The organism is Streptomyces anandii JCM 4720 (assembly GCF_014650655.1).
GTDB classification, from domain to species: Bacteria; Actinomycetota; Actinomycetes; order Streptomycetales; family Streptomycetaceae; genus Streptomyces; species Streptomyces anandii.
On record NZ_BMVJ01000007.1, the window covers coordinates 72,117 to 86,415 of the forward strand.

A 14,299-nucleotide genomic window follows, 5' to 3' on the forward strand; every position below is an offset into this window, starting at 1 on the left:
CGCCTCCTCGGCCTCGCCAACGGCCTCGCCGAGCCCCTGCGCGTGATGCACGCGGGCGTGGAGGCGCTGCGCCCGGCCCCCGGCGCCGAGCGCGACGGCGTGGTGCGCTGCGCGCTGCTGCCCACGCACGCCGAGGAGATCGAGTGGATCGCCGACTCGATCGCCCACCTCGTGGCGACCGGCAAGGCGCCCGGCGAGATCGCCGTCCTGTGCCGTACGGCGACCGACTTCGCCGAGATCCAGGGCGCCCTGGTCGCGCGGGACGTCCCCGTGGAGGTCGTCGGACTCTCCGGACTGCTGCACCTGCCCGAGGTCGCCGACCTCGTCGCCGTCTGCGAGGTCCTCCAGGACCCCGGCGCCAACGCCTCGCTGGTTCGGCTGCTGACCGGCCCGCGCTGGCGCATCGGCCCGCGCGACCTGGCGCTGCTCGGCCGCAGGGCCAGGCGGCTCGTCGCGCACGCGCGCGTGGACGCCGGCGACGACCCCGACCGCAGGCTCGCGGAGGCCGTCGAGGGCGTGGACCCGGCCGAGGTGATCTCGCTCGCGGACGCCCTCGACACCTTCCTGGAGACACCGCTGGACGGAGAGGGGGACGACGACGGGCTGCCGTTCTCGGCCGACGCGCGCGTGCGGTTCGCCCGGCTCGCCGCCGAGCTGCGCGACCTGCGCCGCTCCCTGTCCGATCCGCTGATGGACGTACTGCACCGCGTCCTCGCCGTCACCGGCCTGGAGGTCGAACTCTCGGCGTCCCCGCACGCCCTGGCCGCCCGCCGCCGCGAGACCCTGTCCAACTTCCTGGACGTCGCCGCCTCCTTCGCCGCCAACGAGAGCGAGGCCACCCTGTTGGCCTTCCTCGGCTTCCTGCGCACCGCCGTCCAGTACGAGAAGGGCCTCGACAACGCGCTGCCCGGCGGCGAGAACACCGTCAAGGTGCTCACCGCCCACAGGTCCAAGGGCCTGGAGTGGGACGTCGTCGCCGTCCCCGGCCTGGTCACCGGCACCTTCCCGAGCGGACAGGGCCGCGAGAAGTGGACCGCCCAGGCCAAGGTGCTCCCGCACGCGCTGCGCGGCGACGCGGGCACCCTGCCCGCGATCGACGCGTGGGACGCGCGGGGCATGAAGGCCTTCCACGAGGCCATGAAGGACCACCAGCACACCGAGGAGCTCCGCCTCGGCTACGTCACCTTCACCCGCCCGCGCTCCCTGCTCCTCGGCTCCGGCCACTGGTGGGGCCCGAGCCAGAAGAGGCCCCGTGGCCCCTCCGCCTTCCTCCAGGCTCTCCACGACCACTGCGCGGCCGGACACGGCGAGATCGAGGCCTGGGCGGACGAACCGGGGGAGGACGAGGAGAACCCCGCCCTGCGCCGGACCACCGCCGACCAGGCATGGCCCCTGCCCCTGGACGAGGCAGCCCTGGCCCGCCGTCGCGCCGCAGCCGCGACCGTCCTGGCCCACCTGGAGGACCTGGCCCTGACGACCCGCGCGGACGGCCGTCCGCGCCCCGCCCACGACCCGGACGCCCACGACGACCCGGACTGGCCCGCGCCACCCGAGTACGACGAGGGCGGCGAGTACGACGAGCACGAGGCGTACGGCGACGGCGACGAGTACCACGGACACGAGGCGTACGACGGCGACGAGCACGCGGAGCACGACGAGGACACCGGGGACCGGGACCAGTGGACGACCGGCCGTCCCAAGGTCCCGCACCAGGCGGCCCCGCCGGAACCCCCCACCGCCCGGCCACCCGTAGCCGGTGCCGCACCCGAGCCGCTCACCCCTGAGGAGGCCCGCGCCGTCGCCTCCTGGGACCGCGACCTGGACGTGCTCGCGGGCGAGCTGCGCCGCACCCGCCGGGGCGTCACCGAGGTCCCCCTGCCGGCCGCGCTGACCGCCTCGCAGCTGCTGCACCTGGCCGCAGACCCGGACGGCTTCGCACGGGAACTCGCGCGCCCCATGCCGCGCCCACCACAGCCGGCCGCGCGCCGCGGCACCCGCTTCCACGCCTGGGTCGAGACACGCTTCGAGGAGCTCACCCTGCCCATGCTGGAGCCCGGGGAACTGCCCGGCACCGACGCCGAGATCGCCGACGAACGCGACCTGGAGATCCTCAAGGACGCCTTCGAGCGCACCGAGTACGCCCACCGCACCCCCTACCGCGTCGAGGCGCCCTTCCAGCTGGAGATCGCCGGACGGGTGGTGCGCGGCCGCATCGACGCCGTCTACCGCGACGGCGAGGGCGAGGAGGCGTCGTACGAGATCGTGGACTGGAAGACCGGCCGCGCGCAGACCGCCGACCCGCTCCAGCTCGCCGTGTACCGGCTGGCCTGGGCGGAGCAGCAGGGCGTGCCACCGGAGCGCGTCACGGCCGCGTTCGTGTACGTGCGCACCGGCGAGGTCGTGCGCCCGCGCGAGCTGCCCGGCAGGGCAGCGCTGGAGCGGCTGCTGCTCCAGGAGCCTCAGGCGGGGCCGCGGTGTGACGAACCGCCCGAACGGGATGGCACCGAGTGCCGATAGGCTCGGGAGCATGAGCCAGACCCCGGACAGCGCCGTCCGCACGTACATCGAGCAGCACCGCACCGCCTTCCTCGACGACCTCGCCGAGTGGCTGCGCATCCCCTCCGTGTCGGCCCAGCCCGACCACGCGCCCGACGTACGGCGCAGCGCCGACTGGCTCGCCGCCAAGCTCGAGGAGACCGGCTTCACCACCGCCGAGGTCTGGCAGACCCCCGGGGCCCCGGCCGTGTTCGCCGAGTGGCCCTCCGACGACCCGGACGCCCCCACCGTTCTCGTCTACGGCCACCACGACGTCCAGCCCGCCGCCCGCGAGGACGGCTGGGACAGCGACCCCTTCGAGCCGGTCGTCCGCGAGGGACGTCTGTACGCGCGCGGGGCCGCCGACGACAAGGGCCAGGTGTTCTTCCACACACTCGGCGTCCGTGCCCATCTGGCGGCCACCGGCCGGACCGCCCCGGCCGTCAACCTCAAGCTGCTGATCGAGGGCGAGGAGGAGTCCGGCTCCCCGCACTTCAGGGGGCTCGTCGAGAGCCGTGCCGAGCGCCTGGCGGCCGACGCGGTGATCGTGTCCGACACCGGCATGTGGTCGCGGGACACCCCCACGGTGTGCACCGGCATGCGGGGCCTCGCCGAGTGCGAGATCCGCCTGTACGGGCCCGACCAGGACATCCACTCCGGCTCCTTCGGCGGCGCCGTGCCCAACCCGGCCACCGCCGCCGCCCGCCTCGTCGCCGCCCTGCACGACGAGCACGCGCGCGTGGCGATCCCCGGCTTCTACGACGGCGTCGTCGAACTCACCGACCGGGAGCGCGAACTCTTCGCCGAGCTGCCCTTCGACGAGGAGCAGTGGCTGCGCACCGCCAAGTCCCACGCCGCCCACGGCGAGGCCGGTCACACCACCCTCGAGCGAATCTGGGCCCGCCCCACCGCCGAGGTCAACGGGATCGGCGGCGGCTACCAGGGCCCCGGCAGCAAGACGATCATCCCCTCCACGGCGATGGTGAAGCTCTCCTTCCGCCTGGTCGCCGGCCAGGACCCCGACCACATCGAGAAGGCCGTCCGCGCCTGGGCCGCCGAGCAGGTCCCCGCCGGCATCCGCTGCGAGATCGTCTTCGGTTCGGCCACCCGCCCCTGTCTGACCCCGCTGGACCACCCGGCCCTGCAGTCCGTGGTCCGTGCCATGGGCCGCGCCTTCGGCACCACCGTCCGCTTCACGCGCGAGGGCGGCTCGGGACCGGCCGCCGACCTCCAGGAGGTCCTCGCCGCCCCCGTGCTCTTCCTGGGCATCTCCGTGCCCTCCGACGGCTGGCACGCGCCGAACGAGAAGGTCGAGCTGGACCTTCTCCTCAAGGGCGTCGAGACCAGCGCCCATCTGTGGGGTGACCTCGCCGAGCACTGGCCCGAAGCGCCCTGAGACACGGCCGCCGTCCGGGGCCGCACCCGCGCGGGGCACACTGGAAGGGCCGTCCCACACCTCCACGCCCCGCCGGAACAGGTCGCCGCCCGGCGTCCGTCCCGCCGAACCGCCGCCGAAAACAACCGTTGCACCGGGGGAGTTGGAAGCACCCGTGACCACCTGGACCGACCACACCGCCGACCGGCCCGTCTCACTCACCGCGCCCAGCGGGATCGACCGCGCCGCCCACCACCGGCTCGACGAGGCCTGGCTCGCCGCGGCTTGGAGCCACCCCACCACCCGCTGCTTCGTGGTCTCCGGCGGCCAGGTGCTCATCGACGAGACGCCCGACGGCCGTACCGAACTCGTCATGACCCCGTCCTTCGAGGCACCCCTCACCGAGGCGCACCGCTACTTCCTGGGCACGGACGCCGAAGGCGTCAGCTACTTCGCGCTCCAGAAGGACTCCCTGCCCGGCCGCATGGACCAGTCCGCCCGCCCGGCCGGCCTGCGCGAGGCGGGCCTGCTGCTGTCGCCCCGCGACGCCGGCCTGATGGTGCACGCGGTGGCCCTGGAGAACTGGCAGCGCCTGCACCGCTTCTGCTCCCGCTGCGGCGAGCGCACCGTCATCGCCGCCGCCGGCCACATCCGCCGCTGCCCGGCCTGCGGCGCCGAGCACTACCCGCGCACCGACCCAGCGGTGATCATGGCCGTGACCGACGACGAGGACCGCATCCTCCTCGGCCGCCAGGTGCACTGGCCCGAGGGCCGTTTCTCCACGCTCGCCGGTTTCGTCGAGCCCGGTGAGTCCATCGAGCAGTCGGTGCGCCGGGAGGTCCACGAGGAGGTCGGCATCGCCGTCGGCCAGGTCGAGTACGTCGCCAGCCAGCCCTGGCCGTTCCCGTCCAGCCTGATGCTGGGCTTCATGGCCCGCGCCACCTCGACCGACATCGAGGTGGACGGCGACGAGATCCACGAGGCCCGCTGGTTCTCCCGTCAGGAGCTGGGCGCGGCGTTCGAGTCGGGCGAGGTGCTCCCTCCCTACGGCATCTCGATCGCGGCCCGGCTCATCGAGCTCTGGTACGGCGAGCCGCTGCCGACGCGCGGCTTCGTCTGACCGTCGCGGAAGGCGACGGAGCGGGACAGCGAGAAGGCGGCTTCCGAGCGATCCCGGAAGCCGCCTTCCCTTCTGGTCCGGCCTGTCGGCGATGACCGGCGTCAGGCGCCGATCTTCTGCTTGACCTGGGCCAGCGACGGGTTGGTGAGCGTGGAGCCGTCCTGGAAGAGCACCGTCGGAACCGTCTGGTTGCCGTTGTTCGCCTTCTCCACGAAGGCCGCGGACTCCGGGTCCTGCTCGATGTTGATCTCGGTGTACGCGATGCCCTCGCGGTCCAGCTGGCTCTTGAGCCGGCGGCAGTAGCCGCACCACGTGGTGCTGTACATCGTCACAGTGCCCGGCATGTCTCTCGCGCTCCTTCGGCGGGTCGGGGACAGGATCGTCGCTTGGGAGGAACGTACGCGATGGGCCCGGCATTCCCTCCGGGGGTATCCGGCCCGCGTGACGCCTGCCGCCCCGGCACGTGACGCCTGCCGCATTAGTACGACCGCAGGGGCCCGCCTGTGGACAACCGGCTCACCCGTCTCCGCCGACCTGGCAGCATGGCGGTGTGACAGCAGCAACGCACTCCCCGCTCTTCTCGCAGGTCCCGGACTCTGCCGACGCGGTGCTCGAAGGGCTCGACCCCGAGCAGCGCGAGGTGGCCACCTCCCTGCGCGGTCCGGTGTGCGTGCTGGCCGGAGCCGGCACCGGCAAGACGAGGGCCATCACCCACCGCATCGCCTACGGGGTGCGCGCGGGCATCCTCCAGCCCTCCAGCGTGCTCGCCGTCACCTTCACCAACCGCGCGGCCGGCGAGATGCGCGGGCGGCTGCGCCAGCTCGGCGCGCCGGGCGTGCAGGCCCGCACCTTCCACTCGGCCGCCCTGCGCCAGCTGCAGTACTTCTGGCCGAAAGCGGTCGGCGGCAGCCTGCCCCGGCTGGTCGACCGCAAGATCCAACTGGTCGCCGACGCGGCCGCCGCCTGCCGCATCCGCCTCGACCGGGGCGAGCTGCGGGACGTCACCGCGGAGATCGAGTGGTCCAAGGTCACCCAGACCGTGCCCGCCGACTACGCGCTCGCAGCCGCGAAGGCCGGCCGCGAGGCCCCGCGCGACCCGGCCGAGATCGCCCAGCTCTACTCCGTCTACGAGGACCTCAAGCGGGACCGCTCGGTCATCGACTTCGAGGACGTGCTGCTGCTGACCGTCGGCATCCTGCAGAGCCGTCAGGACATCGCCGAGCAGGTCCGCGCCCAGTACCAGCACTTCGTGGTGGACGAGTACCAGGACGTCAGCCCGCTGCAGCAGCGCCTGCTGGAGCTGTGGCTGGGGGAGCGGGACAGCCTGTGCGTGGTGGGTGACGCCAGCCAGACGATCTACTCGTTCACGGGAGCAACCCCCGACCACCTGCTCGACTTCCGCGCCCGCCACCCCGGCGCCACCGTCGTCAAGCTGGTGCGCGACTACCGCTCCACCCCGCAGGTCGTCCACCTCGCCAACGGACTGCTCGCCCAGGCGAGCGGCCGGGCCGCCGACCACCGGCTGGAACTGGTCTCCCAGCGCGCCCCCGGCCCGGAGCCCGTCTACACCGAGTACACCGACGAGCCCGCCGAGGCCGAGGGCGCCGCCCGCCGCATCCACGACCTCATCGCCTCCGGTGTCCCGGCGAGCGGCATCGCGGTCCTGTTCCGGACGAACGCCCAGTCCGAGACCTACGAGCAGGCCCTCGCCGACGCCGGAGTGCCCTACCAGCTGCGCGGCGCCGAGCGCTTCTTCGACCGTCCGGAGGTGCGCAAGGCGGGCATCGCCCTGCGGGCCGCCGCCCGCTTCGGCGGCAACGACTCGCTGCTGGACGACGCCGTCGACCTGCCGTCCCAGGTGCGGGCCGTGCTGTCCGGCGAGGGCTGGAGCCCGCAGCCCCCGGCCGGATCGGGTGCCGTGCGGGAGCGGTGGGAGTCGCTCGCCGCCCTGGTGAGTCTCGCCCAGGACTTCGCCGCCGCCCGCCCCGGCGCCACCCTGGGCGATCTGGTGGCCGAGCTGGACGAGCGGGCCGGCGCCCAGCACGCCCCCACGGTCCAGGGCGTCACCCTCGCCTCACTGCACTCCGCCAAGGGACTGGAGTGGGACGCCGTCTTCCTGGTCGGCGTCGCCGAAGGCATGATCCCGATCACCTACGCCAGAACCGACGAGCAGATCGAGGAGGAGCGCCGCCTGCTCTACGTCGGCGTCACCCGCGCCCGCGAGCAACTGCACGTCTCCTGGTCGCTGTCCCGCTCGCCCGGCGGCCGCCCCAGCAGACGCCCCAGCCGCTTCCTGGACGGACTGCGGCCCGGCTCGGCCGCCCTCGCCGCCCGCGCGCAGGCGGCCGGCGCCGGTGGGGTCGAGCGCGGCTTCACCGCACCCGCTGCCGGCCTCGGCGCGGCACCCCGGCGCACCCGGCGGGTGCCGGCCCGCTGCCGGGTCTGCGGCCGTACGCTCACCGACGCCGGCGAGATGAAGCTGATGCGCTGCGAGGACTGCCCCTCCGACATGGACGAGGGGCTCTACGAGCGGCTGCGCGAGTGGCGGGCGGAGCAGGCGCGGCTCAGCGGGCAGCCGGCGTTCTGCGTCTTCACCGACAAGACGCTGATGGCGATCGCCGAGGCCTGTCCGGACGACGACCGGGAGCTGGCGCGGATCCCCGGCGTGGGGACACGCAAGCTCAACCGCTACGGGGCCGATGTCCTGGCCATCTGCGCAGGTGGGTGGCCCGGTCAGGAAGAGGACGAGGACTGATGCCAACTCGTCGAAAAAATAGTTTGCGTACGCCCCGGGAATCCCCATAGGTTCTTGGTCACGGGAACAGCGGCCTTCCTGAGGCCCTGATTCCGTGTTGTACTTTCATACCCGTACGCGGACCGGCTCACACCCGGTCCCCCTGGACGCCGAGAGGAGGCGATTGAAGTGATCAGCATGAAGAGCAGCTCCGTCAGCACCGCCAAAATGACCGATCGCTCGGTCGTCTCCCTGTGCATGCTCGGCGTCTTCGGTCAGGGCACCGGTCTGTCCGGCATCCGTGCCGTGCGTCCGGCGTCCCTCGTGGCTCCCGCGGGTCTTCCCGTCCGTGAGCGCGATGAGCGACCGACCAAGGCACTGGCAGCAGTAGAGGCACAGGCGCAGGCCTATGCCTTCGCGGCGGCCGGTGCCGGAAACCGGAATCAGACGACGCAGCACCACCTGATGTGGGCCTTCCGTGGGCCAGAACCCTGGAGTGATCCAGCCTGATCGCCGATCAGGCCGGCGCCTTCAGGGCCGCGGAACCCCATCCGGGATCCGCGGCCCTTCTGTTTTCCCTGAGCGGGAGAACGGAGCGAAGGAGCCTCGGGACAAGAAAAGACCCGGTACCCAGCCGACACCCGGCCCACCCGGCCGGACCGACCAGACGAGGAAGACGAACCGTGCAACTCGAAGCGCACGCCCCGTCCGTACCGCCTTCCGACACGATCCCCAAGCCCGGTCTCACGGAGGACCCCGCCTTGATCCCGCTCACCGCGCTCACCGCGCTCGACGACGCCATCGAGAACCTCGGCGTGCCCGTCCCGTGCCGCTCCTACGACCCGGAGGTCTTCTTCGCCGAGTCGCCGGCGGACGTGGAGTACGCCAAGTCCCTGTGCCGCACCTGCCCGCTGATCGAGGCCTGCCTCGCCGGTGCCAAGGAGCGGCGCGAGCCCTGGGGCGTCTGGGGTGGCGAGCTGTTCGTCCAGGGTGTTGTCGTCGCCCGCAAGCGGCCGCGTGGCCGCCCGCGCAAGAACCCGGTCACGGCATGAACACCGCAGGAACGATCGACCGCCCCCTCACGCACGACCCCGAGAAGCAGGCCCCGATGAAGCCGTCCACCAGCGAGCCCGCAGGCTCCGCGACCGAAGACGTCACCACCACCGGCGCGAACGACTCGCGTCAGAACAGGACCCGAGAGATGCAACTCATCCCAGAAGCCCTGGCCCGTGCCCATATGCACGAGCGACTGCGCGAGGCGGAGGAGCAACGCCAGGCCGTGCGTCTGCTGGCCGCCCGCCGGATGCAGCGCCGCGCCGAGCGCGCCTCGCGCCGCGCCCGCCGCGCCCTGGCCATGGCGGTCATGCAGTAACCGACCGCACCGCCCAGCGGTGATCTCCCCTCGCCGGGAGACAAGCGGCAGGTACAACAGTCCCCGTGGGGGCCGGCCCGCGACGAGCGGGCCGGCCCCCACGGTGCGTTGCGATGGGCGCTCCACCGGGCGGCGGTATCGTCTGCCTGGTGACGAGTCCCTCCGGCGGCCACGACCACGACGACTCCACGCGGCAGCGCCCGCCCGCGGTGTGCGCGCGCTGCGGCAACCGGGCCGAGGGCCCGCCTCCCACCTGGACGTGCTCCGTGGAGAACGGCGTCCGCCGCTACTTCTGCGACGCCTGTTCCCGGGAGAACCTGCGCGCCATCGAGGGCCGGCTCGACTCCGCCTGGTGGTAGACCCGGCCCTCCTCCCGCGCCCTGCCCGCGCGGGTCAGGCCTCGACGACCGACTCCTCCGGCTCCTCCGGCTCCACGCTCTCCGGGTCCGGTACGAACCCCGGCAGCCACTCCTCCAGCTCCTCCCTCAACCGCACCGTGGACCCCAGCTGACACAGCACGCCGATCGTGCTGAGGGTGACCCGGTGTATCAGCAGGTAGGCCGGTGGCAGGTTGAGCCGCTTGCCCAGCTGGTAGGCGGGGGAGCGGGGATCGGCGATGCGGGCCGCCTGGCTGCGCATCCAGCCCCGGGTGAAGGTGAACTCCTCCGCCTGGGCAGGTTCGATGATCGGCAGCAGGTAGTCGAGGACGGCGTCGGGGTCGAGGTCGATCGACTCCTTGACGAAGCCCTCCTCACACAGCAGTTCGTAGACCGCCTCGGCCTCGCCGTCCAGCGTCATGCGCAGGGACTCGCCGATGGGGCCGGGCAGACCACCGGGGAGGCGGTCGACCGTGCCGAAGTCCAGCACGCCCAGACGCCAGTCCTCCGCGCCGTCCGGACCGCCGGGCAGGAGACGGAAGTTGCCCGGATGGGGGTCGGCGTGCAGCAGACCGGTGCGGGCCGGACCGGAGAACAGGAAGCGGGCGAGCAGCTGGCCGGCGCGGTCGCGCTGCTCCTGAGTGCCGTCCGCGATCACCTCCGACAGCGGGACGCCGTCGATCCACTCGGTGACCAGCACCTGCTCGCGCTGGTGCACCACGGCCGGGACGACGACGTCGGGGTCGTCCGAGAACTCCCGCGCGTGTGCGGACTGGGCCTGGGCCTCGAGGCCGTAGTCGAGTTCCTCGGAGACGCGGTCCCTGAGTTCGGCGATCAGGGGCTTGATGTCCATGCCCGGGATCAGCGGACCCAGCAGCCGGGCGAACCTGCTCAATTGACTCAGATCGGACAGCAGGGCCTCGCCTGCGCCCGGGTACTGGACCTTGACCGCCACCTCGCGCCCGTCGTGCCAGACCGCGCGGTGGACCTGCCCGATCGAGGCCGCGGCGGAGGGCTTGTCCTCGAACTCCTGGAAGAGCTCGCGCCAGTCTGCTCCGAGCCGCTCCTCCAGCACGGCGTGCACGGTGCGGGTCGGCATCGGCGGCGCCGCCTCCTGGAGCTTGGTCAGCGCCGCCCGGTAGGGCCCGGCCACCTCCTCGGGCAGCGCCGACTCGAAGACGGACAGCGCCTGCCCGAACTTCATCGCCCCGCCCTTGAGCTCGCCCAGCACCTTGAACAGCTGCTCGGCCGTGCGTTGCTGCAGCTCGCGGCCGACGATCTCCGCGGATTCGCCGACGATCCTCTTGCCGAGTCCCCAGGTCGCTCTCCCGGCGAAACCGAGCGGGAGCGCGGCGAGCTTGGCGGTCCGGGTGACCGCCTTCCGGGGAAGATCAGACATGCGCCCTCCAAGTCCCAGCAAGCCGCGCCGCGTCTGCCTGCCGGCATGGCGTGGGTGACGGCCGTTGCTCCGCCATTGTCGCGCGTCGGCCCGCTTCCTCGGAGGTGTGTTTGCCCACGGCTTCCCGCGAACCCTCCTTCGCCGCCCCGCACGGGCAGGCGGGGTGCGGCCGCACCGGGCGCGAGCGCCACTCCAGCCCGGGCACGGACACCTCCCAGCGGGCGCCCGCGCTGGACGGCAGCCCGCCGTCCAGGAAGGCGAGGGCGTGCGCGGCCGCCAGCCCGGCGACGGTCGTGGCGAGCGCCAGGTCGCAGGGGCGCACGGCGCGCTGTCTTCCCGAGCGCCACTGCGCCACCAGCCGTGGCCAGGCCGGGTCCCGGTCGGCGCGGCCGCGGTCCAGACAGCCGGCGCAGCCCGTGCCGCCCGGCAGGACGAGCGGACCCACCACGCCTGTGCCCTCCACCACACCGGCGTACAGGTGCGGGGTCCCCGACTCGACGAGGCCGGCGTTCGCGGACGGGTCGGGCGCGTGCACGGCGAGGTCGTCCCGCGGGGCCAGGACCACCAGGGCGAAGCCCGGCTCGCCGGTCCCGGACGGCTCCGGGCCCGGCCCGCGGCGCACCGGACGGTCCGGGGCGGCCCGCCGCACCGCGCGCCGTGCCGCCGCGTCCCTGCGCTCGCCGACCGTCTCGGCGGGCAGCCCGCCCGGAGCGACGTCCCACGGTTCCACGCAGCCGCCGTCGAGCACCTCGACCTCGCCGACGCCCGCGCCGGACAGCAGCGCGGCAAGCACCGCGCCCACCCGGCCGGCGCCGCGGACCCGCACCCGCAGCTCACGCCTGGCGGCCAGCCGCCCGATCGCCTCGCCCGGCCCGCGCGCGACCAGGGAGAGCGAGGCGAGATCGGGGGCCAGCCGGTCCATGACCTCCCGCTTCTCGCGCAGGGCCGAGGCCGCCGCGCCGCCTCCCCGTGCGTCGTCCAGGAGCCCCGCGCGGGCCAGCCCCCGCACGACGTGGTCGACGTGGCCCTCCGGCAGGTCCATGCGGTGCCCCTCCTGCCGGAGCAGGGGCAGGCCGCGCGTGCCGTTGAGCAACTCCAGGAAGTGGCCCGTAGCCGTGTCCATCGGGCCCACGGTCAGCGCGTGCGCGGGGGTCATCCCGAACTGCACGGTGCTGCGGTCGCGCCAGGCGCGCCGGAGCGCGCTCTTCACCATCGGATGCATACGGGCCCCCGTAGCCGTAGAGAGTCGGAAGGTCGCAGAAGGTCCTCATGTGCCGGTGGAGCCGGTCGTCGCTCCGCCGTCGAGTGCCAGGATGCACGGCCCGGCCGGCCGGTGCGGAAAGTTGTCCACAGGCAGTGGATGATCGTCATACTCGTCGTAACAATCGGTCGTACGAAGCAAACGCCCGGTGGGGGCTCGGTACGGAACCGTCCCGGACCCGCGACTTCTCCTGGGTGCACCCGGTAACGTCGGGGCGTGTCCGCCGACCCACTGCACAGCGCCGGAACGCCACAGCGCAGCAAGACGAGCCCGCCGCCGAGCGGCTCGACGGCGAGCGCGATCGAGGTCCGCAGGAGCGCCCGCCGCCGCAGGACCGTCTCCGCCTACCGCGAGGGCGACCGCACCATCGTCCTGATTCCCGCCCGGATGTCCGAGGCGGAGGAGCGGCGCTGGGTCACCGTCATGCTGGACAAGCTGGCCGCCCAGGAGAGCAGGCGGACCCTCGGCGACGCCGAGCTGGCCGAGCGCGCCCGGCGGCTGTCGGAGCAGTACTTCGACGGCCGGGCCCGGCCCGCCTCGGTCCGCTGGGTCACCAACCAGAACACCCGCTGGGGGTCCTGCACGCCGGCGGAGGGCAGCATCCGCCTCTCGCACCGCCTCCAGGGCATGCCCGAGTACGTCGTCGACTACGTCCTCCTGCACGAGCTCGCGCATCTGCTCGTGCCCGGCCACGGCGCCGACTTCTGGCGGCTCCTGGAGGCCTATCCGCGCACCGAACGGGCCAGGGGCTATCTGGAGGGCGTCGTCGCGGCGGCCCGCCTGCCCCAACTGCCCGGCGCCCGCGCCGAGTGACCGGACCGCGCGGCCGACAGGCGCCCGGTACGGCCGGGCGGGGATTGTGTACCGGCTTCGTACCGACTTCGTCCGGTGTCGGAGTTTGCGGTTAGCCTGGCGCGACGCACTCGCACTCGGGATGGGGGACGGTCGTTACGCATGCCCAGGGAATTCCAACGCGGCCACAAGGCCAGGATCAGTGACCTGACCGCGGGCACGGATCTGTACGTCGGTGTGCAGATCTCGGCCCCCGGACTGACCTTCGACATCAGCTGCTTCGGCCTGGACGCCGACGAACGGCTGTCGGACGACCGGTACTTCATCTTCTTCAACCAGCCGAAGTCCCCCGAGGAGGCCGTCCAGCTCCTGGGCGCCCAGGCCGGGGACACGGAGTCCTTCCGGGTCACGCTGGACCGGATCCCGCCCACCGTCCAGAAGTTGTCCTTCACGGCGACGATCGACGGTGACGGGCAGATGTCCCGGATCGGCCCCGGATACCTGCGCATCGTGGCGGGCGGCGAGGAGGTGGCCCGGTACTCGTTCAGCGGCTCGGAGTTCACCACCGAACGGGCCGTGATGCTGGGCGACCTCTACCTGAAGGACGTCTGGCGGTTCGCGGCCGTCGGCCAGGGCTTCGACGGCGGCCTCGACGCGCTGCTGAAGAACTTCGGCGGCGAGGTCCTGGAGGAGAACACCCCCGACCCCGCCGCGACCCCGCAGCAGCCGCAGACCGGCGGCGCCCCCGGCTTCGCCCCGCCCGCCCGGTCCGCCGCGCCGCCGGCCTTCGGCGCCCCCTCGGCACCGGCCGCTCCCACGCCGCCGCCCGCGCCGCAGCCCGCCCCGCAGGGCTTCGCGCCGCCCGCGGCCACCCCGCCGCCCTCGCCCGCGGTACCCACGCCCTCGGTGCACGCCGCGCCGACCATCGTCGCGCCCATGACCCCGCCCGGCGGCACGGTTCCCCCGCCCGCCCCGGCCCCGGCGCCCTACGGCCGGCCCGGCCAGCACCCGCCGTACGGCCAGCCCCCGGCCCCGAGCGCGCCCCCGCCGCCCGGTTACGGGCAGCCGCCCGCGCCCCAGGCCCCGGTCCCGCCGCCCGGCTACGGCCAGCCCGCCCCGCCTCCCGGATACGGCCAGCAGCCCTACGGTCAGGTCCCCGGCCAGGCCCCGCCCGCTCCGTACGGCGCCCCGCAGGGTGTCCCTCAGGGCGCGCCTCAGGGCACCGGCGTGGCCGCCGCGCTCAGTCAGTTCAAGGAGACGCCCACCGGCCAGCGCTGGACGCTGCAGAACGGCAAGCTGATCCGCGCCGACCTCGGCATGGGCGGACAGCCGGT

The 14,299-nt window shown here is 73.5% G+C and carries 13 protein-coding genes; 10 read left to right on the forward strand and 3 right to left on the reverse strand.

Features of this window, described 5'->3' with window-relative positions:
* The 3 genes from IE249_RS14785 to nudC form a co-directional block, all read left to right on the forward strand.
* On the forward strand, positions 1 to 2,517 hold a 2,517-nt coding region (locus tag IE249_RS14785; RefSeq protein ID WP_229858496.1), incomplete at its 5' end, for a 3'-5' exonuclease.
* Positions 2,518 to 2,527: 10 nt separating this feature from the next.
* Positions 2,528 to 3,931 carry a dipeptidase gene (locus IE249_RS14790; RefSeq protein ID WP_189705282.1) on the forward strand — a complete coding sequence of 468 codons (1,404 nt, stop codon included), beginning with the start codon at positions 2,528 to 2,530 and terminating at the stop codon, positions 3,929 to 3,931.
* Between the two features lie 154 nt (positions 3,932 to 4,085).
* Positions 4,086 to 5,030: an NAD(+) diphosphatase gene (gene nudC / locus IE249_RS14795; RefSeq protein WP_189705283.1), complete on the forward strand. Its 945-nt coding sequence runs from the start codon at positions 4,086 to 4,088 to the stop codon at positions 5,028 to 5,030.
* Positions 5,031 to 5,131: 101 nt separating this feature from the next.
* Here nudC and IE249_RS14800 read toward each other — a convergent pair whose 3' ends face one another.
* The gene (locus IE249_RS14800) at positions 5,132 to 5,374 is read right to left on the reverse strand and encodes a mycoredoxin (protein WP_189705284.1); all 243 of its coding nucleotides are present in this window, start codon (positions 5,372 to 5,374) and stop codon (positions 5,132 to 5,134) included.
* A 119-nt stretch (positions 5,375 to 5,493) separates the two neighbouring features.
* On the opposite strand from IE249_RS14800, the gene IE249_RS14805 reads away from it, so the two are divergent.
* The 5 genes from IE249_RS14805 to IE249_RS14825 all read left to right on the forward strand — a co-directional run bounded on the left by IE249_RS14805 (position 5,494) and on the right by IE249_RS14825 (position 9,495).
* On the forward strand, positions 5,494 to 7,785 hold the full coding sequence (locus IE249_RS14805; protein WP_373304389.1) for an ATP-dependent DNA helicase UvrD2: 2,292 nt from the start codon (positions 5,494 to 5,496) through the stop codon (positions 7,783 to 7,785).
* A 177-nt stretch (positions 7,786 to 7,962) separates the two neighbouring features.
* The gene (locus tag IE249_RS14810; RefSeq protein ID WP_373304394.1) at positions 7,963 to 8,274 is read left to right on the forward strand and encodes a hypothetical protein; all 312 of its coding nucleotides are present in this window, start codon (positions 7,963 to 7,965) and stop codon (positions 8,272 to 8,274) included.
* A gap of 173 nt (positions 8,275 to 8,447) precedes the next feature.
* Positions 8,448 to 8,816 carry a WhiB family transcriptional regulator gene (locus tag IE249_RS14815; RefSeq protein ID WP_189705287.1) on the forward strand — a complete coding sequence of 123 codons (369 nt, stop codon included), beginning with the start codon at positions 8,448 to 8,450 and terminating at the stop codon, positions 8,814 to 8,816.
* Entirely contained in the window at positions 8,813 to 9,136 is a 324-nt protein-coding gene (locus IE249_RS14820; protein ID WP_189705288.1) for a putative WhiB-interacting protein, read from the forward strand. Before IE249_RS14815 ends, IE249_RS14820 begins: the two co-directional genes overlap by 4 nt.
* Positions 9,137 to 9,285: 149 nt before the next feature.
* Positions 9,286 to 9,495 carry a hypothetical protein gene (locus IE249_RS14825; protein ID WP_189705505.1) on the forward strand — a complete coding sequence of 70 codons (210 nt, stop codon included), beginning with the start codon at positions 9,286 to 9,288 and terminating at the stop codon, positions 9,493 to 9,495.
* Positions 9,496 to 9,529: 34 nt separating this feature from the next.
* On the opposite strand, the gene IE249_RS14830 is transcribed toward IE249_RS14825, so the two are convergent.
* Positions 9,530 to 10,912 (reverse strand): ABC1 kinase family protein, encoded by a 1,383-nt coding sequence (locus tag IE249_RS14830; protein WP_189705289.1) that lies wholly within the window; start codon positions 10,910 to 10,912, stop codon positions 9,530 to 9,532.
* Complete coding sequence (locus IE249_RS14835; RefSeq protein WP_189705290.1) at positions 10,905 to 12,134, reverse strand: TOMM precursor leader peptide-binding protein; 1,230 nt, start codon at positions 12,132 to 12,134, stop codon at positions 10,905 to 10,907. The genes IE249_RS14830 and IE249_RS14835 overlap by 8 nt, the downstream gene beginning before the upstream one ends.
* Positions 12,135 to 12,389: 255 nt before the next feature.
* On the opposite strand from IE249_RS14835, the gene IE249_RS14840 reads away from it, so the two are divergent.
* Together IE249_RS14840 and IE249_RS14845 are read left to right on the forward strand one after the other, a co-directional pair.
* The gene (locus IE249_RS14840) at positions 12,390 to 12,986 is read left to right on the forward strand and encodes a M48 metallopeptidase family protein (RefSeq protein WP_189705291.1); all 597 of its coding nucleotides are present in this window, start codon (positions 12,390 to 12,392) and stop codon (positions 12,984 to 12,986) included.
* A 141-nt stretch (positions 12,987 to 13,127) separates the two neighbouring features.
* A partial coding sequence (locus tag IE249_RS14845; protein ID WP_229858499.1) for a TerD family protein occupies positions 13,128 to 14,299 on the forward strand: 1,172 nt, incomplete at its 3' end.